This window comes from Rhodococcus sp. SG20037, from assembly GCF_031763325.1.
GTDB lineage: Bacteria > Actinomycetota > Actinomycetes > Mycobacteriales > Mycobacteriaceae > Rhodococcus_F > Rhodococcus_F qingshengii.
Map to the genome: position 1 here is coordinate 4,414,293 of NZ_CP134497.1, position 25,711 is coordinate 4,440,003.

The following is a 25,711-nucleotide window of genomic DNA, read 5'->3' on the forward strand; positions in this document are numbered from 1 at the left end:
GGAGTCATGTCTGTACTGACCGAGTCCGACGTTCGCTCCGCGCTCGCGCGAGTTCTGGACCCAGAGATCCGCAAACCCATCACCGAACTGGGGATGGTCAAGGGGATCTCCCTCTCCAGTGACAACAGCGTCGACATCGGCATCTATCTCACGACCGCCGGCTGCCCGATGCGCACCGAGATCACCGAACGCGTCACCAAGGCCGTCGCCGATGTCGCCGGGGTCGGCGCGATTCGCGTCGAACTCGACGTCATGGACGACGCTCAGCGAACCGAGCTTCGCAAGTCGCTTCGCGGCGATTCCGCCGAGCCCGTCATCCCGTTCGCCCAGCCCGGTTCACTCACCCGCGTCTACGCCGTGGCCTCCGGCAAGGGCGGAGTCGGAAAGTCCAGCGTGACAGTCAATCTCGCGGCAGCAATGGCCGCGCGCGGACTGTCCGTGGGTGTACTCGACGCGGATATCTACGGCCACTCGATCCCCCGCATGCTCGGCACCGACGCCAAGCCGACTCAGGTCGAGCGCATGATCATGCCGCCCGTCGCCCACGACGTGAAGATGATCTCCATCGCGCAGTTCACCCAGGGCAACACACCTGTCGTCTGGCGCGGACCGATGCTGCACCGCGCGCTCCAGCAGTTCCTCGCCGACGTGTTCTGGGGCGATCTGGACGTGCTGCTGCTCGATCTGCCGCCCGGCACCGGTGACATCGCCATCTCGGTGGCTCAGCTCATCCCGAGCGCCGAGATCCTGGTCGTCACCACACCGCAGCAGGCTGCTGCAGAGGTCGCCGAGCGCGCGGGCGCGATCGCCCTGCAGACCCGCCAGCGCGTCGCCGGCGTCGTCGAGAACATGTCCTGGCTCGAACTTCCCGACGGCACCCGTATGGACGTCTTCGGCGAAGGCGGCGGGCAGACCGTCTCCGATCGCCTCACGAAGGCCGTCGGCGCCAAGGTTCCGCTTCTCGGACAGATCCCGCTGGATCCGTCCGTCCGCGAGGCAGGCGACGCCGGGACGCCGATCGTCCTCAGCGCTCCCGATTCACCCGCAGCCATCGCACTCAAGGACATCGCCGACAAGTTGGCCGTCCGTCAGCGCGGGCTGGCCGGAATGTCGCTCGGTATCAACACGGTTCGCAACCTGTAGAACCCCCTCATACGGAAGGGCGCCTGTCACCGATCGGTGACAGGCGCCCTTGCGTATGTCGAATCTAGGTGGCGTCGAAGTCCACAGGAGGACGTTCGCCGGCGGTGAGTGGCTTGTCCTTCGACAGCGTCTTCGGCTCCTGCACTCCGCTCTGCGGCTTCTTGTCGAAGTTGCCCGTGAAGATGGAGTCGTCGCCGTCGAGGAGGTGCTGGGTGATCACAGCGCGCGGCGTCATTCCGCGCAGCTTGTTCAGATCTGCGAGCGGTTTACGCAGATCCTCGAAATCGGTGCCCAGTTCTTCCTTGAGCTGATTGGAAGCGCCCGAAGCATATTCGCGCACCTGCCTCAGGGATTTCGTGACCCAGGAGACCGCACCAGGAAGCCGCTCAGGTCCCAAGATGACCAGAGCCGCTACGAGGAGGATCATGAACTCGCCCCAACCGATGTTGCCAAACACAGGGTCAGCCTACTGTGTGCTCGCTCGGTGCGCGCATGTCCGGATCAACCTCACAGGAAGATCGCAGGGTCCGATCAGTCCGACACCGGCGTGACCGAAATGTCGACCTGCCGTCCGTCGCGGATCAACTGAACGTTGACAGGCTGATCGACGGTCGTCGCGTTGACCGCAACCACCAATTCGTCGGCGCTTGTCACCGGTCGGTCACCGACCTTGACGATGACGTCACCCTCGACGATCCCCGCACGTTGAGCGGGGCTGCCGTCGCGCACGTTGGCCACCGCAGCACCACTGGTCGCGTCATTGACCGCGGTGCGGGCATTCACGCCGATGTCGGGGTGATGAACCTTGCCGTCACGGATGATGGTCTGAGCCACCTCGGTGACCGTGTCGATCGGAATCGCGAAGCCGAGCCCGACCGAACCACCGGACTCACTGAGCATTGCGGTGTTGATGCCGATGACGCGGGCTTCATCGTCGACGAGCGCACCACCGGAGTTGCCGTGATTGATCGCCGCGTCGGTCTGGACGGCGTCGATGACGGCGTTGGTGTCAGTGCCTTCACCCGACAACCGCAGAGGCCGGTTCAGTGCACTGACGATCCCGCGGGTGACAGTCTTGCTCAATCCGAGCGGTGAGCCGACGGCGACGACGTCGTCGCCCACCTGAACATCCTCGGATTTTCCGAGCTGAGCGACCGTCAGATTGTTCGCCGACACCTTGAGCACTGCGAGGTCTGTCTTGACATCACGTCCGACGATCTGGGCGTCGGTCTTGGTTCCGTCGGAGAAGATCACCTGGATCTTCGCGTCCTGAGCGGGCGGAACAGCCGAGGAGATCACGTGGTTGTTGGTGACGATGTATCCGGCGCCGTCGATGACCACACCGGAACCCGTGCTGCCCTGGTCGCCGACGGCGACCTGAATCGACACCACGGATGGCAGTACGGCGTCGGCGACTTTCGCCACCTGAGACTCCGGCTGTTCCCCACCGCCGGATTGAACGAGCGTGACACGTGAGCTGGTGAGTGAACTGCGATCGGCAGTGATGACAGTGGCAAGCAATCCACCGACGAGAGCGATGACAAGCGCAATGCCCGCAAGCGCGGCCAGTGCCGAGGGGGCGACCTTGCGACCGAACAACAGCTCACGCACGTCGAGTTTCTGGGCGGGAGGCAACTGCACCGGCGCCTCGGACTCTGCGGGCTTGCCCAGCGAGACGGCGGATTCAGGATCACGCCACGGATCACTCGGCGTTTCTTCGTCGGGTGTGTTGTTCGCCGACGCCTCGGGATCGCGACCGATCGACTCGGTGGCGTCTGCCGGTCGACCGAACGCTTCGGCCAGAACCGGGTCCGGATTCCCGATCACGACGTCGGAAGACGGGGTCGATCGCGTGGCAATCGGAGTGAACGAGCCCTCGACTCCACTCGGCCGACCGAACACCTGGCGCGAGGCCGGATCGATCTGGGGTCGATAGACCGGACGGGGGTCGAGAACCGGCGCATCTGCCGGTCTGTCCACCGAACCGTTTGCCGAAGAATCCGAACTCACTCCGGAGTGCCCCCTTTTTCCGTCAGTCACATGGTCCAGTATCACTGATCCGCGCCGGGAAGCTGGCGCGCGGCGTCATTTGCGCCAGCGACGGGACAACCTCTTGCTGATGGTGGAGAAGCCGGCGGGTTGATTACCGACGGAACTGTCGGCGTTTTCCGAATTCGGCCCGGTAGTCGGACTGTTGCACGAAGGAATCTGGCTGAGAAGTCCCACCAGGGACAACGGCATCGTCATCTCGCCGCTTCGACGCAGCGCACCACGTGCCTGCTGCTGAGCATCGACGGCCGCAGCGCACTCGGCGCAGATCGAGATGTGATGCGAGGCCCGCAAGTAGGCCTGCATTCGGAGTTCTCCGTCGACGTAGGCAGCGATTGCCTCGCTGGCCAGATGTTCGGTCGAACCGAACTGGCGATGTGCCCGCGCCTCCGTCATTCGTCCCTCCAGGTGATTGACCACGTCCCGCTCTGTAGCTCGAACCCGACCGTCAGAAACCGACGAGTTCGGATTCGGCTGCGCGCTGCGCTGCCAGATGATCACGAATCGCCTGTCGCCCACGATGGATACGGCTACGAACCGTTCCGAGCTTCACTCCCAGTGTGGCACCGATTTCCTCGTACGACAGACCTTCGATGTCACAGAGCACGACAGCGGCACGAAATTCAGGTGCGAGTGAGTCCAGTGCGGCCTGCAGACCTGCGTCGAGGCGCGCGTCGTGGTAGATCTGCTCGGGGTCGGGACCGGGCGAGGGAACGCGGTCGTAGTCCTCGGGCAGCGCTTCCATACGGATGCGATTGCGTCGGCGAACCATGTCGAGGAACAGGTTTGTGGTGATGCGGTGCAACCAGCCCTCGAAAGTTCCGGGCTGATAATCGGAGAGCGAGCGGAACACCCGGATGAAGGTGTCCTGCGTCAAGTCCTCGGCGTCCTGGGCATCGCCTGACAACCGGTAGGCCAGGCGGTACACCCGGTCACCGTGCTGACGCACGAGTTCGTCCCAAGACGGCATGGAGGACTTCTCACCAGTTGCATCGAACACAGCAGTGCCGATCAATTCGGAATCCACAGCCGATTCCGTCGTCAAAACTTCCGACTCTCGAGGGCGAGGCTCGTCGTTGACCTGGTAAATAAGTTGATCCTCCTGCTCGGGATCGCGTAGTTCGATCACCGCGTTGTCCGAATCACGTGATGCGCGATATTCGGGAGAACCAGCCGTTGCTGTGATTTGTTCCCGATCACCGAGCTGCGAAAGATCAACTTGGTAGAAATCGATACCGCCGTGCGATCTTCGATCCGGCGATGTATACACCTTTTCTCATCGCGGTGTGCACGCCATATGAGGAGCCTGAGGGATTCCTGAGAATCCTGGTGACTGCGCGCCTTGCAGCGACAATCCGAACCGCCCGATAACCTCATGAGCGTGACCCACGCCGAACAGATACTCCGCCACGTCGAGGACGTAGTTTCCGAGGACGAGATTTTGACCGCGGCGCGAGATCGAGCGCTGGATCTCGGAGCCCATCCGGTGACGCCCGCCGTCGGTGCGACGCTCGCGATGTTCGCGAGGATGCTCGACGCGAAGACGGCCGTCGAGGTGGGTACCGGAGCCGGCGTGAGCAGCCTGTGGCTTCTGCACGGAATGCGCGACGACGGCGTCCTGACCACGATCGACAGCGAACCCGAACATCAGCGGGCCGCCAAGCTGACCTTCCGCGAAAGCGGAATCGCTCCGGCACGCACTCGCCTGATCAACGGACGGGCTCTCGACGTGCTTCCCCGGCTCGCCGACGGCGGCTACGACCTGGTATTCGTCGACTGCGCCGCGATCGACCACCCGCACTACGTCCGCGAAGGTGTCCGCCTGCTGCGCTCCGGCGGTGTCATCGTTCTGCACAACGCCCTGGCCGACGGCCGCGTTGCCGACAGCTCCGCACGCGACGCGACAACGGTTGCGGTCCGAGAAGCGGCAAAGGCCGTGACCGAGGACGAGCGACTCATTCGAGTCCTCCTCCCCCTCGGTGACGGCCTCCTCTGCGCGAGCAAGCTCTAGATCCAGACGCCCTTACCGATGGCGACGACGCCACCCTGACTGACGGCAAATCGTTCGCGGTCACGTTCGAGATCGACGCCGATGATTTCGCCGTCACCGACGACGACGTTCTTGTCGAGGATCGCTCGCCGTACGACGGCACCCTTGCCGATGCGCACACCCGGCATCAGCACGCTGCCCTCGACGGTCGCACCGTCCTCGATCATCACGTTGGAACTGAGTACCGAATTGCGCACGGTCGCCGCGGACAGGATCGACCCCGCACCGACGACCGATTCCTGCGCGAGTCCGCCCTTCACGAACTTTGCGGGCGCGAGATTCTCGGTGGCGCCGCGGATGGGCCAGCGACGGTTGTAGAGATTGAAGATCGGGTGCACCGACACCAGGTCCATGTGAGCGTCGTAGAAGGCGTCGAGGGTACCGACGTCACGCCAGTAGCCGCGGTCTCGATCGGTGGCACCGGGAACGACGTTGTCCTTGAAGTCGTAGACCGACGCCTCACCCGCGGCGACCAAGGCGGGAATGATGTCTCCGCCCATGTCGTGATCGGAATCGGAATTCTCTGAATCAGCGCGGATGGCGTCCACGAGTACCTTGGTGGTGAACACATAGTTACCCATGGACGCGAACGTCGAATTGGGGTCGTCCGGTGTCCCGGGAGGATGGGCGGGCTTTTCCAGGAACTGGGTGATGCGTCCGGACTCGTCACTGTCGATGCAGCCGAAAGCAAAAGCCTCACTTCGCGGTACACGAATACCCGCGACCGTCACGCCTGCCCCGGATTCGATGTGGTGCTGAACCATCTGTTCCGGATCCATCCGGTACACATGGTCGGCACCGAAAACCACGATGTACTCGGGGTCCTCGTCGTAAACGAGATTGAGCGACTGCAGGATTGCGTCGGCACTGCCGGTGTACCAGCGCGGCCCGAGCCGCTGCTGGGCCGGGACCGGGGTGATGTACTCACCCGCGAACCCGGACAATCGCCACGTCTGCGAAATGTGGCGGTCGAGTGAATGTGACTTGTATTGCGTCAACACACAAATACGCAGATATCCCGCGTTGACAAGGTTGCTCAACACGAAGTCGATAAGTCGATATGCACCTCCGAAGGGCACTGCGGGCTTCGCTCTGTCCGCGGTCAGCGGATACAAGCGTTTGCCCTCGCCCCCGGCGAGCACGATTCCAAGCACATGCGGCTGGCTTCTCACACCGCTAACCTATCCGCACTGGTGAACTCCCGCTAGCGAAGCAGTCCGAGAGGTCCGATCGTGTCCCCCTCCGAACGGTCGGGGATAACGTGATCGGTAGCCGGATCGACCACGGGCGGTTAGGTTTAGCGCGTGCGAGTCGCGATGATGACCAAGGAATACCCGCCGGAGATCTACGGCGGCGCAGGAGTACACGTAACCGAGCTCGTCGCTCAGATGAAACGGCTGTGCGAGGTCGACGTGCACTGCATGGGCGCCCCGCGCGAAGGCGCGATCGTCCACTCTCCCGACCCCGCTCTCGCCGGATCCAACCCGGCCCTGACGACGCTCTCCACCGAACTGCGCATGGCGGACGCCGCGGCCGGTGTCGACATCGTCCACTCCCACACCTGGTACACCGGACTGGCCGGGCATCTCGCGTCGGCTCTCTACGACGTGCCGCACATCCTCACCGCGCACTCACTCGAGCCCAGACGCCCGTGGAAGGCCGAACAGCTAGGCGGCGGCTATCGGATCTCGTCGTGGTCCGAACGCAACGCCGTCGAGCACGCAGACGCGATCATCGCCGTCAGTTCCGGTATGCGACTCGACGTCCTCGACGCGTACCCCGCTGTCGATCCGAGTCGCGTTCACGTAGTCCGCAACGGAATCGACACCGAGGTATGGCATCCCGGGGGATCTGCGCCGGGAGCACAGTCCGCACTCGCGTCGATCGGCGTCGACCCGGCAAAACCCATCGTGGCCTTTGTCGGACGCATCACGAGGCAGAAGGGCGTCGGGCACCTCGTCGCGGCAGCCCACCACTTCGACCCGGAGATTCAGCTCGTGCTGTGCGCCGGCGCTCCCGATACGCCGGAGATCGCCGCCGAGACGGAGAAGGCGGTGGCCGAACTCGCCCGGCACCGGGGCAATGTCTACTGGGTGCGCGAGATGCTCCCGACCGAGCAGATCAGGGAAATACTCTCGGCAGCAACGGTATTCGTCTGTCCTTCGGTGTACGAACCCCTCGGGATCGTCAATCTCGAAGCCATGGCGTGTGAGACCGCCGTGGTCGCTTCCGACGTCGGCGGCATCCCCGAGGTGGTCGCCGACGGCGTCACCGGTCGACTCGTGCACTACAACGCCTACGAGCCGAACGCATTCGAGGAATCGCTCGCGGCCACCGTCAATGCCGTTGTCGCCGACCGAGAAGGCGCCGACGCGATGGGTCGTGCGGGCAGGATCCGTGCGATCGACGAGTTCTCCTGGGCCGAAATCGCCAAGCAGACGCTCGAGGTCTACGCGGACGCCGTCACGAGACGCTGATCCGCGTCAGATCTTGCGATAGGTCGAGACCGTCGCCGACGCGGTGACGGTGCTCGGCTGCGGCAGCTTCGCCACGGCGGCAGCCAGATCAGCGGGCGTCAGGTGTCTCGCCGACGGTCCCATCCCCACCAAGTCGAGGACGTCCTGGTGTGAGAGTGACATCGTGAACTCGACCTCGTCGCTACTCACACGCTCGAAGTATCCGGCCATCGACGATTCGAGACGTTCCACTTTGCGGTCGTCGACCCGGACCATCGCGAGAATGTCGATCAGCTCGCGCAGATGCCTGTCGGTGGGCGTCAGGACCACCAGAACTCCGTCTTCGGCGAGAACTCGATGGGACTGCGGACCGTTACGAGGAGCAAACACACAGAGCACGTGAGAGAGCGCTGCGTCGCGAATGGGTAGTGGTTGCCAGACGTCTGCGACGATCGAACCGATTCTTTCGTGGACCTTCGCGGCACGCCGGGCCGCGAACTTGGACACGTCCAACGCTATCGCCCGAGAATCAGGCAGCGAATCCACGACGTGTGCGAGGTATTGTCCTGTGCCTGCGCCGATTTCGACGATCCGCGCGGGGTCCGACCCCGCCGTCGTCGCGCAGGCCCGGGTGACGGCATCCATCAGCGGGCCGAAGTGGCCGGCGCCGAGCAATCGTGCACGCGCGGCAATCATCTCGGCACTGTCGCCGGTGAACTTCGTGGCACCGCCACTGATCAGGCTCACGTAACCCTGACGAGCGATATCGAATCGATGTCCGCGGTCGCACTCGGCGGCGCCGTCCACCAATTCCAGATCAGCAGCACACTGCGGGCAGGACAGAAGATCGATCACGGCGGCAAGCATTGATCCGTCCTTTCGGCTACCGGCGGTGCGCACACACTTCAGGCCCCGTACCGAAACGGATACGGAGCCTGCGTGCAATCACGTGCTGTTGTTCGTACTGCTACAACCTGGACCCGACTAGCTGGTGACGTTCGTGAGTTCCACACCGAGCGCTGCAGCTTCATCCGGGGTCAGCTCGACGACGAGGCGTCCGCCACCCTCGAGTGGAACCCGCATGACGATTCCTCGTCCCTCTTTGGTTGCTTCGAGGGGACCGTCCCCGGTCCGGGGCTTCATGGCCGCCATCCTCTGCTCCCTCCAGATCTGCGCTGCATTGCTCTGCGCCTCGACTAACGGTGCGCCCCGCCAACAATCAGCGAGGCTCGTACCCTCCATTGTTCCCTATGGATGCGGGAACCGGGAATCTGAGTCACATTTAGGGGTGTTCAGTCGACCGTCACACCTGCGCCGGAACCCAGCAATCAGCCACGTGATCATCGACCATTCCGGTGGCCTGCATGAGCGCATAAGCCGTGGTAGGACCCACAAACTTGAACCCGCGCCGCTTGAGTTCCTTAGCCATGGCAGTCGACTCGGGAGTGACCGCGGGAACCTCTGCAATTGATGTCAGTCTTCTGGTGCGTCGAGGCGGCGAGAACGACCAGAGTAACGAATCGAGGTCCAGATCGGGCGAATTCACGAGCACTCGGGCGTTGGAAATCGTCGCCTCGATCTTCGCGCGATTGCGGACGATCGCGGCATCGGAGAGCAATCTCTCGACATCCGCAACTCCGTACGCTGCGACCTTGTCCGGATCGAACCCGTCGAAGGCTTCGCGGAACGCCTCGCGTTTGCGCAGAATCGTGATCCACGAAAGTCCCGATTGGAATGCTTCGAGGGCGAGTCGTTCGAACAGTTCGTCGCGCCCGTGCAGCGGACGCCCCCACTCCTCGTCGTGATAGTCGCGGTAGAGCGTGTCGCCGGGCGTCTCGACCACCCAGCCGCACCGAACCAGTCCGTCGGCCATCAGCCCTGGGAATCCTTCGATTCGGATACGGTCTCAGGCTCCTCCTGCGATGCTTCTGCCTTGGCCGGAGCATCCGCTTTCGCCAGGACCTCAGACCGCTCGTCACGGCCCAGTTGTGCACGCAGAGAATCGATTTCCAACCCGAGGCGATGCAGGGCCCAATCCACTTCACTCGCCTTGTAGCCACGCAGCACCTGCTGAAAACGCAGCGCGTCGACATCCGCCCCGGTGACGTCCTCTGCCGGGAGTACGGTCGCCGTCGTGCCAGGAGGCAGCGGCGGCAGCTCTTCCGAGCGCCCGAACACAGCGCTGGCGGCGAGGAAGATCATCGCGCCGACCAGAGCCATGACAATCAGGTACAGGAGGATCGTCATCATGGACCGATACTCCCATACCCGAGTGTGAGCGGTCAGACCCCCGCGGTGCGCACTATCGAATTCATCGGGGGTCGATCGAGTAGCGAAACCTCGGTGGTCTCGGGCACGAAAGAATCGCCGTCGACCAGGAATTGGGTCAACCCGGCACCCGAATCCTCGATCCCGCACCGCCTGAGCATCGTTCCGATGATCTGCCGGCTCATCACGCCGAGGTCGGCGAGCGGCCGGTTGCGATGCTTGCGCACGCCGAGATTGACCTGACCGATCGCCGCCAGCCCCAACGTGTCGTACGTGTCGAGCAGCAAACCGATCTCGACGCCGTAGCCGGGCGCGAACGGGACAGCGGACAGCAGCTCACGGGTGCCCGCGTATTCACCGCCAAGCGGTTGCAGTACCGACGTGAGTTCCGGCCGCAGCGCGGCCAACATGGGCCGCGCAACCAATTCCGTGACTCGCCCGCCGCCGTTGGCATCCTCCGTGCCGCTCACGCGCAGCGGACGGCGGTAGTAGCCCTTCACCAGATGGATGCCGTCAACCGTGAGCAGTGGCCCCAGCAGTTTGGGCACGAACGCCGGATCGGGATTGATGAGATCGGAGTCGACGAATGCGATCAGATCACCGGTCGTTGCGGCGACCGAACGCCAGAGCACCTCACCTTTGCCCGCAGTCGGCGGGATGGACGGGACCGCGCTCTCACGACTGATCACCGTTGCTCCAGCAGCGCGAGCACGCTCGGCGGTTCTGTCGGTCGAACCGGAATCGAGAACGATCAACTCGTCGACCAGGCCACCGAGCAACGGATGAATGGTGTCGACCACCGCGGCAACGGTGTCCTCTTCGTTGAGTGCGGGCAACACCACCGAGACGGTTCGGCCACCCTTCGCCCGTTCGAGCTCGGCGACCGTCCAACTCGGATGGTCCCAACTGTTGGCGTCTGCCCATACGCGGGTCGGGCCCGCACCGGTGATGCTCATGCCAGACCTCGAACCGTACGTACCGGGGCACGGCGTCCCTGGATCGCGGCCACCATGTCGACGACTCGACGGGTGGACGCCACCTCGTGAACACGGAACACCCGGGCGCCGCCCGCCGCGGCCATTGCTGTCGCTGCCAATGTTCCCTCCAACCTCTCGGAAAGCTCCACACCAAGAGTCTCCCCGATGAAGTCCTTATTACTCAGCGCCATCAGCACTGGCCACCCGGTGTTTACAAGAACGTCCACTTTCCGCAACAACTCGAGCCCGTGAAAGGTGTTCTTACCGAAATCGTGGGTGGGATCGATCAGGATCGCGTCACGCGGAACCCCGAGTGCCAGGGCGCGCTCTGCCGCCGACACGACCTCGGTGACCACATCTGCGACGACGTCGTCGTAGCGGACACGATGCGGGCGGGTGCGCGGAACCGCGCCACCCGTGTGCGAGCAGACGATCCCGGCACCAGTCTCGGCAGCAACCAGGACGAGGTCGGGATCCGCACCCGCCCACGTGTCGTTGATCAGGTCGGCGCCTTCGACGCGTGCCAACCGCGCGACGCCGCTCCGCCAGGTGTCGACGCTGATGATCAGCTCGGGGTACTTGGCTCTGATCGCGGCGACGAACGGAACGACTCGCCTGACCTCTTCGTCGGCGTCGACGAGGTCACCGGGCCCAGCTTTCACTCCCCCGATGTCCACCAGATCGGCGCCCTCGTCGACGGCCCTGTCGACGGCAGCCATCGCTGCCGAATCCGAGAACGTCGCGCCTTGGTCGTAGAAGGAATCGGGAGTGCGGTTGACGATGGCCATCACCAGTGCACGGTCGACCGCGACCGGACGCCCACACAGGGTGGGCGCCGGACCTGGCTGCGCGGTAGAACCGGGGAGTGAAGACATGCCACTCATACTGGCATGACGGAACTCGGTCTAGCCCTTGGGTACCGAGCCCGCCGCGACCTTTCCGACGTATTCGTCGTACGAGTCCACGTAACCACCCTCGCGGCCTTCGAGAACGTGCAGAGTGTCGGCGCCGACGTCGTAGCCCTCGTTGCGCAATTCCACCTTGCGCGACTTGAAAGTGCTGGTGTGTTCGAGTGAGTCGACGATGCGGATGAACAGCGGGACCGCGTAGTTGGGGAGCTTGCCGTAGAGGTGTGCCGCGACTTCACTTCCCTCCAAGCTTTGACCGTCCCGCAGCTTGACCGCCGCCATGCCCGCGCGACCGTCGGTGCCCGGAATCTCGACGCCGTAGACAACTGCTTCCTCGACGGCCGGGTGCGAACTCAGTGCGCCCTCGACCTCCGTGGTGGCGACGTTCTCTCCCTTCCAACGGAAGGTGTCGCCGAGGCGGTCGACGAAGGCGACGTGGCCCCATCCCTGCTTGCGCACCAGGTCTCCGGTGTCGAACCAGGTGTCGTCGTCCTTGAATCCGCCGCGTACCAGTTTGCTGTTGCTCGCCGCTTCGTCGGTGTAACCGTCGAAAGGCGCCCGGTCGGTGACCTTCGACAGCAGGAGTCCGACCTGACCCGTGGAAACCTTGCGGAGTCGACCGTCGGCTCCACGCAACGCTTTTCCGGTGTCCTCGTCGAACTCCACGACGGCGTGCGGCAACGGGCAGATGCCTGCTGTCTTGTCGACGTTGAGTGCGTTGACGAACGCGATGTTGCATTCGCTCGCACCGTAGAACTCGGCGACGCGGGGTATGCCGAACCGCTGGGTGAATTCGGCCCAGATCTCAGGGCGCAGACCGTTACCCACCATCAGCCGAACAGCATTGTCGCTGTCGGTCGGCTTGACCGGCTGGTTGAGCAGATAGCGGCACAGTTCGCCGATGTAGGTGAACGCGGTCGCCTTGTTGAGTGCGATGTCGTCCCAGAACCGCGAGGCCGAGAACTGACGTCCGATCGCGATTGTCGCACCGGACGCGAGCACCGAGGACAGCGAGACCGTCAACGCGTTGTTGTGGTAGAGCGGCAGGCAGCAGTACAGGGTGTCCGAGCCGCGCAAGCGCACGCCCATCAACCCGAGCCCCGACATCGACTTCAACCAACGGAAGTGAGTCATCAAGCTGGCCTTGGGCATTCCGGTGGTACCCGAGGTGAAGATGTAGAACGCCTTCTCCTTTGCCAGCACCTCGGGGGTGACCGCGGGGTTGGACGGATCAGCCGTCTTCGCCAGATCCGCGAGTTCGCTGACGAGAAGTTGGTTCGGTCCGCTAAATCCGGCGGGCAACGATTCGAGGGCTTCTTCGCACTCGTCGGCGACCACCAGGACCCGCGCATCGAGGAGAGTAAGGCTGTGTGCCAGAACGTCGTCGCGCTGGTTGTAGTTCAGCATGCCCGCTGCCGCGCCGAGTTTTACCGCGGCCAAGGCGATCAGCAGCGCTTCGGGAGTGTTCTTTGCCAGCACTCCGACGACGTCTCCGCGGTCGACTCCTCGACCACGGAGAACGTCCGCGTAGCGGTTCACCAGTTCGTTGGCCTCCGCGTAACTGGTCGCGTGGCCCTCGAACCGGATGAACGGGCGCGACGGGTGCGCGTGCGCGGCCTTCTGGAAGATCAACCCGATCGATTCCTTGGCCGAAGGCTTACGGGTGAGCCCGGCGGCCCCCCGCGCCAGGATCGGCACCTCGGTGATCATCGACGGCAGTTTTGCCGCCAGATCGAGCAGGCCGACGGTCGAACGGGCTTCCGAACTCATGGCTCCCCTAACACGTATCCGGCGCCCATTCGGCCGCCCAGTCTGCGGCCACCTTACTGCACGGTAATAAAGCCCGCCATGCCCCAGGTCAGGGTTTCACGCACGCGTCTGATCAGGATTTGACGCACGCGTCGAGCGCGGCCTCGACGTCCGTCCTCACCAGCAGAGTGTCCAGCGCCTGACGCCCGACGAAGCCGGTCCCGTCGAGCTTGTTCAACCACTCGAGCAGGCCGGTGAAGTGGCCGACGGGATCGAGCATCACGACAGGTTTCTCGTGCATTCCCAGGTAGCCGGCTGTCCACGTCTCGAACAACTCTTCCAGCGTCCCGATTCCGCCGGGCAGCGTGATGAACGCGTCGGCGTGGTCTTCCATCAGCTTCTTGCGTTCGCGCATGGTGTCCGTGACGATCAGCTCGTCGGCATCGACGTCGGCAACTTCCTTGTGCACCAAGGCCTTCGGGATGACGCCGACGGTCCAGGCACCCGCCGCGCGAGCGGACTCGGCGACAGCGCCCATCATCGACACGTTGCCGCCACCCGAGACCAACTGCCATCCGCGTCGACCGATCGCGGTTCCCACCTCGGCAGCCAACGCCAGGAACGATTCGTCCACCGGACCCGACGCGCAGTAGACGCAGATCGAGTACTTCTTGTCGGAATCGGTCACCATTCTTCTTCTTTCCCCAGATCTGCGGCCTCGTCGACGCCCTTGTCGGCGTTGAGGACGATTCGTACTGCTTCTTCCACGCTGTCGGTGACGTGCAGCAGATTCACGTCACCTTCGGAAATCTTGCCGTCCCGCTCGAGGGTGCCGCGAATCCAGTCGACGAGTCCGGACCAGTACTCGGTACCGAACAGGACGATCGGGAAGCGCGTGACCTTGTGGGTCTGGACCAGGGTGAGTGCCTCGAACAGCTCGTCGAGTGTTCCGAAGCCGCCGGGCAGGCAGATGAATGCCTGGGAGTACTTCACGAACATCGTCTTGCGTGCGAAGAAGTACCGGAAGTTGATTCCGAGATCCACCCACTCGTTGAGTCCCTGCTCGAACGGCAACTCGATGCCGAGGCCGATCGAGTACCCGCCGGCCTCGCTGCAACCGCGGTTGGCAGCTTCCATCACTCCTGGCCCACCACCGGTGATGACGGCGTACCCGGCCTCGGCCAACGCCGTTCCCAGCTCGCGCCCGGATTGGTACTCGGGATGATCGACCGTGGTGCGGGCCGAACCGAACACCGTCACCGCACGCGGGACCTCGGCGAGTGCGCCGAAACCTTCGATGAATTCGCTCTGGATACGCAACACACGCCACGGATCGGTGTGTACCCAATCCGTGGGTCCGCGCTTGTCGAGCAAGCGCTGATCCGTCGTGGTCTTCTCGTCCTTGCGCTTGCGTCGAAGCTGAACCGGCCCGCGGTGCTTGATCGACGAGCTCTGCTTCTTCGAAGCCGAATTCTTCTCTGGTGCCATGCGGCAAGGCTAACGGTCAGGCCGACAGATACTTCCTCAGCACGGCCGCGACGTCGGTGATCTGCTGCACCGGAACGTGCTCGTCGCGCTTGTGCGCGAGGTTCGGATCACCCGGTCCGTAGTTCACGGCAGGAATGCCGAGCGCCGAGAACCTGGACACGTCGGTCCACCCGTACTTCGCACGGAACTGACCACCGGCCGCCTCGATCAGGGCGGCAGCGGACGGGTTCGCCAAGCCAGGCAGCGCGCCGGGCGAGGAGTCGGTGACCTCGAATCCGAGGCCCAGACCGTCGAACACTTCGCGCACGTGCGCCTCGGCTTGTACCTCGCTGCGATCGGGTGCGAATCGGAAGTTGACGTCCATCTCGGCTTCGTCCGGGACGACGTTTCCGGCGACACCGCCGGAGATCCGCACCGCCGACAAGCCCTCGCGGTAGCCGCAACCGTCGATGTCGACCGAGCGCGGCTGGTACGCCGACAACCGCTCCAACGCTCCGCCGAACTTGTGAATGGCATTGTCCCCCAGCCAGGACCTGGCCGAATGGGCGCGAGTTCCCGAAGCCGTCAACCGCACCCGCATCGTGCCCTGACACCCGGCCTCGATGAAACCGGCCGTCGGCTCACCGAGAATTGCGACGTCCGCCGCGAGCCATTGCGGGATCTCGCGTTCGATCCGTCCAAGGCCGTTGTACGTTGCGGCGATCTCTTCGCAGTCGTAGAAGACGAGGGTCAGATCGTGGGCCAGGTTCTCGATGGTGGCCGCAAGGTGCAGGAAGACCGCGTCGCCCGACTTCATGTCCACGGTCCCGCAGCCGTGCAGGATGTCGCCGTCACGCCGCGAAGGAACGTTGTCCGCGATCGGCACCGTATCCAGATGTCCGGCGAGCATGACCCGACTGGGCAAACCACGCGACGTACGCGCCAACACGGCATTGCCGTTGCGGATGATCTCGAAGCCCGAAGTCTGCTCACGCAGCGCATCCTCGACAGCCTGCGCAATGACGGATTCGTCGTGCGAGACGCTGGGGATGTCGACCAGGGCGGCCGTCAAGTCGATGGGGTCCGAAGCAAGATCGAGGATGCTCACACGCACCAGCCTAGGCCGGTGCACCCACCACCCAGTAATCTCTAGTCCCGTGAGCGCACAGGGAGCAACAGCAGTAGGTATCGCCAACGTGACCGCGGACGGAACCGTCCTCGACACCTGGTTCCCGGCACCGGAGCTGGGAACATTCGACAAGACCGGTACCGAGAACGTCGAGGGAACAGATATTCCTTCCGATCTTGCACTGCTGGCAGGCACTGATGACGCTCGCGAGGTATCGCAGGTCGTCGTGCGCACCACCATCGCCGATCTCTCCAAGGCGCCGGTCGACGCACATGACGTCTACCTGCGCCTCCATCTCCTCTCGCACCGTCTCGTCGCACCCCATGGTGTCAACCTCGACGGCCAGTTCGGCCTGCTCAGCAACGTCGTGTGGACCAACTTCGGCCCGTGCGCCGTCGAAGGTTTCGAGCAGGTTCGCTCGCGTCTGCGCATCCGCGGCGTCGTGACCGTGTTCAGCGTCGACAAGTTCCCCCGCATGGTCGACTACGTCGTGCCGTCCGGAGTTCGCATCGGTGACGCGGACCGTGTCCGACTTGGTGCACACCTCGCCAGCGGAACGACCGTCATGCACGAGGGCTTCGTCAACTTCAACGCCGGCACCCTCGGCAACTCGATGGTCGAAGGTCGCATCTCGGCGGGCGTCGTCGTCGACGACGGATCCGATGTGGGCGGCGGCGCCTCGATCATGGGCACCCTCTCCGGTGGAGGCAAGGAAACGATCTCCCTCGGCAAGCGCTGCCTCCTCGGTGCAAACGCCGGCCTCGGCATTTCGCTCGGCGACGACTGCGTCCTCGAAGCGGGCCTCTACGTCACCGCCGGCACCAAGGTCACCGGCCCGGACGGAACCGTCGTCAAGGCCAAGGAACTGAGCGGCAAGTCGAACCTTCTCTTCCGTCGTAACTCGGTCTCGGGTGCCGTCGAGGTCGTGCCGTGGAAGGGCACCGGCGTCGAACTGAACGCTGCTTTGCACGCTAACGACTGATGAGTAGCACCGACGTCTCCGACGGAACAACCACTGCTCTCGGCCACGGTCTCAAGGTCCGCCATCTGACGATGATGGGCTTGGGCTCGGCCATCGGCGCCGGCCTGTTCCTCGGAACCGGCGTCGGTATCGCCAAGGCCGGGCCGGCCGTGCTGATCTCCTACATCCTTGCGGGCGCCGTCGTGGTGTTCGTGATGCGCATGCTCGGCGAGATGGGCGCCGCGATCCCGGCCAGCGGTTCCTTCTCTCACTACGCGCGCCTGGGGATCGGCGAGTGGGCCGGCTTCGTGATGGGCTGGCTCTACTGGTTCATGCTGATCATGGTGCTGGGCGCCGAGATCACCGGGGCTTCGGCGATCGTGAACGACTGGGTGCCGTCGATCCCGCAATGGGTTGTCGCCCTGGTCTTCGTGGTGTTCTTCGCCGTGGTGAACCTGGCGAAAGTCAGCAACTTCGGTGAGTTCGAGTTCTGGTTCGCCGCAATCAAAGTCACCGTCATCATCGGCTTCCTGATCATCGGTGTCCTGCTGGTGTTCGGCATCCTCCCCGATACCGACCCGGTCGGTACGAGCAATCTGTTCGGGCAGGGCGGCTTCATGCCCAATGGATTGTCCGGCATAGCCGCAGGACTTCTCGTCGTGGCATTCGCCTTCGGTGGGATCGAGATCGTCACCATCGCCGCAGCCGAATCCGAGAATCCGGAACGCTCCATCGCCGTCGCTGTCCGGAGCGTCGTGTGGCGCATCAGCGTCTTCTACATCGGCGCCATCTCGATCATGGTTCTGGTGCTGCCCTGGAACGACCCCGAACTCGAGAGCGGCCCGTTTGTGGCCGTCCTGAACAAGGCGAACATTCCAGGCGTTGCCGGGTTCATGGAACTCGTCGTAGTGGTGGCGTTGCTTTCCGCCTTCAACGCCAACATCTACGGCACCTCTCGCATGGCGTTCTCACTTTCGCGCCGCGGCGACGGACCCGCCTTCATGGCGAAACTGTCGAGCACCGGAGTTCCGACCAATGCCGTTCTGCTGTCGGTGTTCTTCGGCTTCGTCAGCGTCCTGCTCAACTGGCTGCTCCCCGACGACCTGCTCGGCATCCTGCTCAACGCAGTCGGCGCTGCGCTGCTGGTCATCTGGATCTTCATCGTCGTCTCGCATCTGCGACTGCGAAAACAACTCGAAGCGTCGGGCAAGCTGACGGTTCGGATGTGGCTGTTCCCGTATCTGAGCTACGCGACACTCGCGATGCTTGGCGTCTTCGTCGTCCTCATGCTCTTCGACGCCGATGCCCGTGCACAGTTGATCTCGACCACCGTGTTGTTCCTCGTGATCGCGGCATTGGGTTTCCTGAACGCCCGTTGGCGTAAGCAGAATCAGCCCGTCTGATCCGTGTGCCTATGCATCCCGCCTGTTCACGACGACGATGCTGAGACCGAATACGACGAGCACGAAGAGGGCGAAGTAGATCAGGCTGCCCCAGGGTCCCCAGTGGAAATCGACGCTACCGCCGGAACCGAGAAAATTGTTGGCGTTCATGAACGGCAGGAACGGCATGATCTTCTCGCCGATACTTCCGAACAGGTTGAAAAGATTCTCGATCAGCAAGGGCCACAACAGCAGAAGCGCGATCGCACCTGCAGACTGCCGGAGCAACGCGCCGACTCCGACTGCTAGAACTACGCAGAAGAACGCGTAGATCGGTGTTCCGTAGACGACCCGCCAGTTCTCGTCGCCGGACAGAGTCAGGAATCTTCCGGCGTCACCTGATGTGGCCTTCGTGAGGCCGAAGGCGCCGAACGACAACACGAGAGTCAGCACCGCTCCGAACCCACCGATGAGGCCCGCTTTGGCGACGAGCACCGAGGCGCGGTTCGGAACCGCCTGGAAGGTGGTGCGGATGGTCCCGAAACGATATTCGCTGGTGATCGCGAGAGCCGCCATGATCATCAGAACCAACACACCGAAGCCGGTCACTCCACTGAGTGCCCCCGAAACTGTCGGCATCATTGCAACGTTGGGGTTGCTGACCGACGACTTGGCGCTCAGTCCGAAAACGGTAGCGAGTCCCAACCCGAGCACGATGATAATGATCGTGCACCACAGCGGCGACTTGGTCGTGGTGATCTTGATACGTTCAGCACTGAGAACAGCCATTACAGTGCACCTCCCATAGCCTGCTGCGTGTTTGCCTGCTGCGTGTTTGCCTGCTGTGTATTTGCGTGGTGTGCACCGACACCCGGATCGATACCGGATGCGTGGTACTGGACATCGTCCCCGGTCAACTTCATGAACGCATCCTCGAGCGACCCCTGCTGAGAAGCCAACTCGTACAACACGATCCCCTGCGAACCAGCCAACCCACCGATCACATCAGTGGTCGAATCCACCACCACCAATGCCGGGGCAACACCGGAACCGTCCTCACGCACCGTCAACCCCTGCGAGAGCAACACACTGCGCAACGCATCGAGCTGAGGACTACGCACCCGCACCGTCGACTCCGACGAACGATCCACGAACTCCGCCACCGTCGAATCCGAAATCAACCGACCCCGACCGATCACCACCAACTGCTCCGCCGTGAGCGCCATCTCCGACAGAAGGTGACTCGACACCAACACCGTGCGGCCCTCGGCCGCCAACCGCTGCATGAACTTACGAATCCAGACGATGCCCTCCGGATCGAGACCGTTGACCGGCTCGTCGAACAACAACACCTTCGGATCCCCCAACAACGCACCCGCCAACCCCAGACGCTGCGACATACCCAACGAGAACCCGCCGGCCTTCTTGCCCGCCACCTCGGACAACCCGACCAACCCGAGCACCTCGTCGACGCGGGACTTCGGGATCCCGTTCGAAGCAGCCATCCACTGCAGATGCGCACGCGCACTGCGATTGGGATGCACCCACTTCGCATCCAACAACGCACCCACCGTCCGCAACGGCGTCTTGAGCTCCCGGTACGGCTTGCCCTCGATCAACGCCGCACCCGACGTCGGCTGATCCAAACCCAGGATCATCCGCATCGTCGTCGACTTACCAGCACCGTTCGGGCCCAGAAAGCCCGTCACGATGCCCGGCTTGACCGTGAACGACAAATCGTCCACCGCTTTCGTCGGTCCGTAAACCTTGGTCAATCCCCTCAGCTCGATCATGAGGACCAGTCAACCACGAAAACCGAACTGTCGGAACTTTCAGACGCCAACAGAGAAAGGCGTTGCGTCCGTTCGCTGTCGAGGCTAGTATCGAATGTATGTTCGACACTACCGGGGGGTAAAAGTGACGACGCAAGTATCTGAACAGGCCATATCCAAACAGGCGATATCCGAAGAGACCATCGGACAATTCCGGGCATCACTCGCCAGCATGGATCGATCCATCGACAACGCAGCACGCGTGGATCTTCTGCGCGCATTGGAAGAGTTGAAGGCCAGTTGCGCTGGTGCCCAGGCATTGCTGGCTGCCGATCTCGACGCGTTCACCCGCAACGACCGCGGCGAACGGGGAGTGCCGCGCGCATACCAAGGCCGTGGAATCAACGCGCAGATTGCCCTCGCACGGCGAGAGTCGGCTTGGTTCGGAACTCAGCATCTGAACCTGGCCCGCGCACTGAACGACGAGATGCCTCACACACTTCGACTACTCGTCGACGGCTCCATCAGTGAGCATCAAGCGACGATCCTCATGCGCGAGACTTCATGTCTCACCGCCCAGGATCGCGCTACATTGGATCGCGAGTTCTGCTGCGACGCTGCAATCTTGGACGGATGCGGCAACCACCAACTGACACAAAGAATCCGCGCACGCACTGCCGAAATAGACTCCGACAGTGTTGCCAGACGAGCACGCAAAGCCGTGGGAGACAGACGAGTGACGTCACGGCCTGCGCCCGACACGATGTGCTGGCTCAATGTATTTCTTCCCGTGGCCGAAGGTATCGCCGTGCACGCCACGCTCAGGCGCGACGCAGATTCCGTACTTGCCGGCGGGGACAAGCGCACCCGAGCGCAAATCATGGCTGATCTCCTGGTCGAGCGAGTTACCGGAATCGGCCGCGCCACACCGACAACCGTCACCGTGAATCTGGTTGTCTCCGACCAGTCATTGTTGGGCGAAAATTCCGACCCGGCGTACGTCCACGGGTACGGACCTGTACCAGCCGCTATTGCACGCGAATGGATCACCAAGGCCAGCGAAGACTCCGAAACGGTGGCAACGCTCCGAAAGCTCTACGCACGCCCCGATACGGGCGCACTGACCGCAATGGAATCCACGGCGAGAACCTTCCCGAAGGGGTTGGCGCGATTGATCGAACTCCGTGATCGAAGCTGCCGTACTCCGTGGTGCGACGCGCCGGTTCGCCACCGCGACCACATTCGCGATCACTCGAGGGGTGGCCTCACCAGCGCAGCCAACGGTGCCGGGTTGTGTGCGGCATGCAATTACGCGAAACAGGGCTCGGACTGGACTGCCGAACCTGTACCAGGTAACCGGCACACCTTCACCACAACGACACCTACCGGGCACCGGTATTCGTCTGAGGCTCCGCCACTTCCGGCACCCTGGACCAGTCCGGATGCGGCCTAAGTTCCTCGGTGAGCCAATGCGTTCACGAACACCTCGGAAATCTCCGAGGGGTCACGAGCGATGTACGTCGAACCGCCCGTCACGCGGGAGATATCGGCGAGCGCCGCCGCATCTGCGTCATCGGTGATGCCGATGGTGACGATGATGACCGGACGCGCCGGATCCTGCTCGCGTGCAAGAACATCGAGCAACTGTTCACGGCTGATGCTGTCAGGATCTTCGTTTGCGCCGTCGGTCAAGATGATGACGCTGTTGACTGCTCGCGGATCGTACGATTCCTGAACCTTACGGAATGCGGCCAGCGTCGTGTCGTACAAACCTGTGGCGCCACGTTTGAGTTCGGTGAGCCGGTTCGCCTGATCTGCCATCAACTTTCGTTGAGTCACACCGTCGACGATCGTGTCGTAGCGCCTGATCGGCACCAATTCCTGGAAGTCCTGGGTTCCGTTCATACCTTGGGAAAACGCCCAGAGACCGGCAGCGACGCTGTCTGGGAAGACCTGATTGCCGGCCAGAGCAGCAGCAGTGGTCAACTGCATGCGCGTCTTGCCGCCTGCCGCCGGGTAGTCCATCGACGCAGACACGTCGATCGCAACGAGTGTCCGGATCGGCTTGGCCATCAGAGCCCAAGCGCCCAGCGTTTGATCGGCCACCGACTGTTCGGACACGGTCAGTGCCGTGACGTCACCGACTCCACCTTCGACGGCTCCACCGCCGGAAGTACGGAACCCGCTGCGCGTCAGCACTTCCTGAGCAGATTCACTGTGCAACAGCTCGGCGATGGCGTCACCCTTCTTGGCTGCGGCGTAGTGCCGGTCCGGTGCCGAAGCACTGACCACCAGGGGGTAATCCATGATCATGGTTCCCGTCGCCGGTACTGTCGCGGAAATCTTCGACTCAGCCTTCGTGAACTCGACGACCTGTTGCTCGGTCGAAACACCGACCTTTCCGGAGCTGACCAATTCGGTGAGCATCTTCTGTCCTACCGGCTGATCTTCGGTACGAACACTCTCCGCTTGCGCATGGGGTACGAGTGCCGCTCGAACGGATTCGGAGGTGGCCCCGGTCTCCGCGAGAGCTCCGAGAATGGGCGCCGACGCAACCCCTGTGAACAACGGATTGCCCAACGCCAGGTCGGGAACCTGAAGCGCCGTGAGCCAACTGGCAAACTGTTCGCCACCGCCGGAGGCGAGAACGACAGGCGAGGTGGCGATCGAACCTCCCGCGGCAGCAACCGGCCCCTTGGCCGTCAATGCAGCTTTGCCGACCCACGCTGTCGAATCCGGTATCCACATGTCCGGAGCGTCCACGCCCTTACCTAAAGTTCCCGCAACGTCCCCGGGCAGCGCAGAGGTGACCGTGATCCGTGAACAGCCTGTCTGCTCCGGCGACGATTCTGCGAGGATCTCCGTGACTGCCGGCGCGATCGCAGGATCCGCTGCCAGCGAGTACTCGTCGACGCTCTCGCAGGAATCGGACTGTGTTGCCTTGAAGACCACCACCCCGGTGGCGACTACCGCGACGGCAACCAACCCACCCACTGCGTAGAACCCGATCGACCGCCCGCTGTCAGGACTCGAATGCCGTCCGCCCGCCATGAAATCTGCCCTTCCGAGGCCACTCGCACTCAGGCATACCGACGGTATGCGCGCGACTGGAACTGTCCCTACCGGGCGGTAGTGTAGCCAAGAACACAGAAATTCCAACTAGCGCTGAATCGTCGGAGAACCGGCGAGCCCACATTTCGGGACAGGCCGGCCGAATTCACGAACCTTCAAGCGTCGCAGCGACTTTTCAGCAAACTGACCTGCCTAGAGCAGCTCACGCTTCTGAACCTTGCCCATCGCGTTACGTGGCAGAGTCTCGGCAAATCGAACCTCACGGGGACGCTTGTGCGCCGACAACTCCGCCCCGACCAACTCGACCAATTCGGCTTCGGTGACCTCGGGAGTCCCGGGCTTACGGACTACGACGGCGATGATCCGTTGCCCCAGATCGGCGTCGGGGACACCGATCACCGCAACTTCGGACACCGAAGGGTGCCCGAGGATGGCGGTCTCGATCTCGCCGGCGCCGACTCTGAATCCACCGGATTTGATCAAGTCGATGGATTCGCGGCCGACGATTCGGTGGAACCCACCCTCGTCGATGACGGCGACGTCACCGGTCTTGAAGTAGCCGTCCTCCGTCCAGGACTCGGCGGTTGCGTCCGGACGGTTCAAGTAGCCGTCGAAAAGCATCGGCCCACGTACCTGTAGGCCGCCGATACTCTCGCCGTCGTGCGGCACATCGTTGCCCTTCTCGTCACGAAGACGAGTCTCGACTCCGCGCAGCGGCACGCCGACCCACCCCGGGCGTCGCTCGCCGTCGAAACGCGTGCTCAGGGTCAGCATCGTCTCACTCATGCCGTAACGCTCGATGAGCGTCAATCCTGTTCGCTCCCGCAGCTTTTCGAAGACAGGCACGGGAAGCGGCGCACTACCGGAGACCAGAAGTCGGGCACCGGACAACGCGCGGGCAGCTTCTTCGTCTTCGGCGATACGCGACCAGACGGTGGGGACACCGAAGTAGAGGGAGCCTTTGGCCCTTGCGTAGTTTTCCGGCGTCGGCTTGACGGTGTGGATCACCCGGCTGCCGATCCGGAGGGGGCCGAGGATTCCGAGAATCAGTCCGTGCACGTGGAAGAGCGGAAGCCCGTGTACGAGGGTGTCTCGCCACGTCCAGTCCCAGGCCTCGGCGAGCGCGTCGAGCCCGGCTGCGATAGCCGAGCGACTGAGCAGAACGCCCTTCGGTGGGCCGGTAGTTCCGGACGTGTACAGGACGAATGCTGTGGACTGCGGTGCCGGTTCGGGATAGCTGTGCCACGAGCGAGCGTGCAATCGGACGGGAACCACGGGCAGACCTTCGCAGTGGTCGTCCGTTTCGCCGAGCCACGCCTGGGCACCGGAGTCACGCAGAATGTGCTCTCGCTCAGCCTTCCCCGAGTCCGGCGGGACCGGCACCACGGTGACGCCGGCAATCAACGCCCCAACGACGGCGAGAATCGTTTTTGCTGTGGGAGTTGCCAATACGGCAACCCGATCGGCCTGCGCCACTCGCTCCGCGACCGAGGTCGCGGCACCGAGAATGGCACTCCGCGAGAGAACCGTGTCACCGATCGTCACGGCGTCGTCGAGGTCGTCACCGCGGGCAACAGCAAGGGGGTTCAAGGATCTCAGCAGCACCACGACAGCATCTCACAGCGCGGATGGTCGCAAACTTTCTCCTGCCCGACGCGCGTCCATCGAGTGCGGAGGGAACAGCGTCACCAGCGCAGCCCCCAAGAGCGCCCCGGAAAGCACCGCGAATCCGTGTGCGTCGTCGACCGTCACCAATGTTGCGCCGCCGACGACAATCACGACCGTCAGAACAATCTCAGGCATTCGCGGGCGCACCAGAACGCCGATCCCCGCGGCCGCCGCTGCCAGAGCAAGCGTGGCACCGGAGTTGCCTGCGCCGGTCGACGGGAAGACTGCGGTGGTGAGCAAACCGAACAACAGTTGACCGAGCAGGAAGAGAGCCCAGCCACGTGCGGCGCCCCAGAGCCGAAAAGCAGGCGGCGCCACCACTGCCAACGTGAGAAGGTTGGCAACCGTCCCGGCAAGGCCGCCGTCCTGGACGAACACCGACGTCAGAATCCGCCACCACTGACCGTCGCGGATCAACGTGGGATCACGGCGAAACATGTCCAACAGTCCCGGCATCAGCGCCTGCAAAATTGACGGCACTGCCACCACGAGCCAAAGCACAACGGCCGAAAGAGGTAGGTCTCCGAATATTCGACGATCCTTCAGCCACGCGAGCATCAGCGCGATCGAGGCAACAACGACGGCGACAATCAGTACCGCGTCCAAGCCGCCGGTCCCTGAGGTGGTCACAGCGCGACCTTACATCGGACCGATACCGAC

General features: G+C 63.3%; 26 protein-coding genes. 6 read left to right on the top strand and 20 right to left on the bottom strand.

Annotated features, from left to right (window positions below; genetic code table 11):
* Positions 1–6: 6 nt before the first annotated feature.
* Positions 7–1,143 carry an Mrp/NBP35 family ATP-binding protein gene (locus tag RHP72_RS20030; RefSeq protein WP_003945178.1) on the top strand — a complete coding sequence of 379 codons (1,137 nt, stop codon included), beginning with the start codon at positions 7–9 and terminating at the stop codon, positions 1,141–1,143.
* A gap of 64 nt (positions 1,144–1,207) precedes the next feature.
* Here RHP72_RS20030 and tatB read toward each other — a convergent pair whose 3' ends face one another.
* The 4 genes from tatB to sigE form a co-directional block, all read right to left on the bottom strand.
* Positions 1,208–1,600: a Sec-independent protein translocase protein TatB gene (tatB, locus tag RHP72_RS20035; RefSeq protein WP_003945177.1), complete on the bottom strand. Its 393-nt coding sequence runs from the start codon at positions 1,598–1,600 to the stop codon at positions 1,208–1,210.
* 74 nt (positions 1,601–1,674) lie between these two features.
* The gene (locus RHP72_RS20040) at positions 1,675–3,153 is read right to left on the bottom strand and encodes a S1C family serine protease (protein ID WP_063316841.1); all 1,479 of its coding nucleotides are present in this window, start codon (positions 3,151–3,153) and stop codon (positions 1,675–1,677) included.
* 75 nt (positions 3,154–3,228) lie between these two features.
* Complete coding sequence (locus tag RHP72_RS20045; protein WP_003945180.1) at positions 3,229–3,588, bottom strand: hypothetical protein; 360 nt, start codon at positions 3,586–3,588, stop codon at positions 3,229–3,231.
* Positions 3,589–3,640: 52 nt separating this feature from the next.
* The gene (gene sigE, locus RHP72_RS20050) at positions 3,641–4,237 is read right to left on the bottom strand and encodes an RNA polymerase sigma factor SigE (protein ID WP_029255812.1); all 597 of its coding nucleotides are present in this window, start codon (positions 4,235–4,237) and stop codon (positions 3,641–3,643) included.
* Positions 4,238–4,567: 330 nt separating this feature from the next.
* Here sigE and RHP72_RS20055 point away from each other — a divergent pair, with 330 nt between their 5' ends.
* On the top strand, positions 4,568–5,203 hold the full coding sequence (locus tag RHP72_RS20055; protein ID WP_007736091.1) for an O-methyltransferase: 636 nt from the start codon (positions 4,568–4,570) through the stop codon (positions 5,201–5,203).
* Here RHP72_RS20055 and glgC read toward each other — a convergent pair.
* Entirely contained in the window at positions 5,200–6,414 is a 1,215-nt protein-coding gene (gene glgC, locus RHP72_RS20060; RefSeq protein WP_003945185.1) for a glucose-1-phosphate adenylyltransferase, read from the bottom strand. The genes RHP72_RS20055 and glgC overlap by 4 nt on opposite strands.
* A 132-nt stretch (positions 6,415–6,546) precedes the next feature.
* Here glgC and glgA point away from each other — a divergent pair, with 132 nt between their 5' ends.
* Positions 6,547–7,719, top strand: coding sequence for a glycogen synthase (gene glgA / locus RHP72_RS20065; protein WP_003945186.1), 1,173 nt, complete (start codon positions 6,547–6,549; stop codon positions 7,717–7,719).
* 6 nt (positions 7,720–7,725) lie between these two features.
* Here the strand turns inward: glgA and RHP72_RS20070 are convergent, their stop codons facing one another.
* From RHP72_RS20070 to dapE, 10 genes are all read right to left on the bottom strand, one after another.
* On the bottom strand, positions 7,726–8,565 hold the full coding sequence (locus RHP72_RS20070; protein ID WP_065455505.1) for a putative RNA methyltransferase: 840 nt from the start codon (positions 8,563–8,565) through the stop codon (positions 7,726–7,728).
* A gap of 117 nt (positions 8,566–8,682) precedes the next feature.
* Positions 8,683–8,850 (bottom strand): DUF3117 domain-containing protein, encoded by a 168-nt coding sequence (locus RHP72_RS20075; protein WP_003945169.1) that lies wholly within the window; start codon positions 8,848–8,850, stop codon positions 8,683–8,685.
* Between the two features lie 151 nt (positions 8,851–9,001).
* Positions 9,002–9,571 carry a DNA-3-methyladenine glycosylase I gene (locus RHP72_RS20080; RefSeq protein ID WP_003945189.1) on the bottom strand — a complete coding sequence of 190 codons (570 nt, stop codon included), beginning with the start codon at positions 9,569–9,571 and terminating at the stop codon, positions 9,002–9,004.
* On the bottom strand, positions 9,571–9,948 hold the full coding sequence (locus RHP72_RS20085) for a DivIVA domain-containing protein (protein ID WP_311093739.1): 378 nt from the start codon (positions 9,946–9,948) through the stop codon (positions 9,571–9,573). The genes RHP72_RS20080 and RHP72_RS20085 overlap by 1 nt, the downstream gene beginning before the upstream one ends.
* A 32-nt stretch (positions 9,949–9,980) precedes the next feature.
* Positions 9,981–10,922, bottom strand: coding sequence for a glucosyl-3-phosphoglycerate synthase (locus RHP72_RS20090; protein ID WP_003945188.1), 942 nt, complete (start codon positions 10,920–10,922; stop codon positions 9,981–9,983).
* Complete coding sequence (folP, locus tag RHP72_RS20095) at positions 10,919–11,818, bottom strand: dihydropteroate synthase (RefSeq protein ID WP_050656816.1); 900 nt, start codon at positions 11,816–11,818, stop codon at positions 10,919–10,921. Before folP ends, RHP72_RS20090 begins: the two co-directional genes overlap by 4 nt.
* 30 nt (positions 11,819–11,848) lie before the next feature.
* A complete protein-coding gene (locus tag RHP72_RS20100) occupies positions 11,849–13,621 on the bottom strand; it encodes a long-chain-acyl-CoA synthetase (RefSeq protein WP_311093740.1) in 1,773 nt (590 codons plus the stop codon).
* A gap of 112 nt (positions 13,622–13,733) precedes the next feature.
* A complete protein-coding gene (locus tag RHP72_RS20105; RefSeq protein WP_003945191.1) occupies positions 13,734–14,291 on the bottom strand; it encodes a TIGR00730 family Rossman fold protein in 558 nt (185 codons plus the stop codon).
* On the bottom strand, positions 14,285–15,088 hold the full coding sequence (locus tag RHP72_RS20110) for a TIGR00730 family Rossman fold protein (protein ID WP_003945176.1): 804 nt from the start codon (positions 15,086–15,088) through the stop codon (positions 14,285–14,287). The genes RHP72_RS20105 and RHP72_RS20110 overlap by 7 nt, the downstream gene beginning before the upstream one ends.
* 16 nt (positions 15,089–15,104) lie before the next feature.
* Entirely contained in the window at positions 15,105–16,175 is a 1,071-nt protein-coding gene (gene dapE, locus RHP72_RS20115) for a succinyl-diaminopimelate desuccinylase (protein ID WP_174519520.1), read from the bottom strand.
* Between the two features lie 49 nt (positions 16,176–16,224).
* Here dapE and dapD point away from each other — a divergent pair, with 49 nt between their 5' ends.
* A complete protein-coding gene (gene dapD / locus RHP72_RS20120; RefSeq protein ID WP_019749368.1) occupies positions 16,225–17,178 on the top strand; it encodes a 2,3,4,5-tetrahydropyridine-2,6-dicarboxylate N-succinyltransferase in 954 nt (317 codons plus the stop codon).
* Positions 17,178–18,560: an amino acid permease gene (locus RHP72_RS20125; RefSeq protein WP_003945184.1), complete on the top strand. Its 1,383-nt coding sequence runs from the start codon at positions 17,178–17,180 to the stop codon at positions 18,558–18,560. The genes dapD and RHP72_RS20125 overlap by 1 nt, the downstream gene beginning before the upstream one ends.
* A gap of 9 nt (positions 18,561–18,569) precedes the next feature.
* Here the strand turns inward: RHP72_RS20125 and RHP72_RS20130 are convergent, their stop codons facing one another.
* Both RHP72_RS20130 and RHP72_RS20135 read right to left on the bottom strand, forming a co-directional pair.
* Complete coding sequence (locus RHP72_RS20130; protein WP_311093741.1) at positions 18,570–19,328, bottom strand: ABC transporter permease; 759 nt, start codon at positions 19,326–19,328, stop codon at positions 18,570–18,572.
* A complete protein-coding gene (locus tag RHP72_RS20135; RefSeq protein WP_204855545.1) occupies positions 19,328–20,332 on the bottom strand; it encodes an ABC transporter ATP-binding protein in 1,005 nt (334 codons plus the stop codon). Before RHP72_RS20135 ends, RHP72_RS20130 begins: the two co-directional genes overlap by 1 nt.
* 211 nt (positions 20,333–20,543) lie before the next feature.
* Between RHP72_RS20135 and RHP72_RS20140 the strand changes: the two genes are divergently transcribed.
* Positions 20,544–21,764 carry a DUF222 domain-containing protein gene (locus tag RHP72_RS20140; RefSeq protein WP_397517592.1) on the top strand — a complete coding sequence of 407 codons (1,221 nt, stop codon included), beginning with the start codon at positions 20,544–20,546 and terminating at the stop codon, positions 21,762–21,764.
* Here RHP72_RS20140 and RHP72_RS20145 read toward each other — a convergent pair.
* The 3 genes from RHP72_RS20145 to RHP72_RS20155 all read right to left on the bottom strand — a co-directional run bounded on the left by RHP72_RS20145 (position 21,761) and on the right by RHP72_RS20155 (position 25,681).
* Positions 21,761–23,362: a substrate-binding and VWA domain-containing protein gene (locus tag RHP72_RS20145; protein WP_269612956.1), complete on the bottom strand. Its 1,602-nt coding sequence runs from the start codon at positions 23,360–23,362 to the stop codon at positions 21,761–21,763. The genes RHP72_RS20140 and RHP72_RS20145 overlap by 4 nt on opposite strands.
* 213 nt (positions 23,363–23,575) lie before the next feature.
* Positions 23,576–24,988, bottom strand: coding sequence for an acyl-CoA synthetase (locus RHP72_RS20150; RefSeq protein ID WP_269612954.1), 1,413 nt, complete (start codon positions 24,986–24,988; stop codon positions 23,576–23,578).
* 12 nt (positions 24,989–25,000) lie between these two features.
* Positions 25,001–25,681 (bottom strand): rhomboid family intramembrane serine protease, encoded by a 681-nt coding sequence (locus tag RHP72_RS20155; protein ID WP_218747578.1) that lies wholly within the window; start codon positions 25,679–25,681, stop codon positions 25,001–25,003.
* Positions 25,682–25,711: the final 30 nt, after the last annotated feature.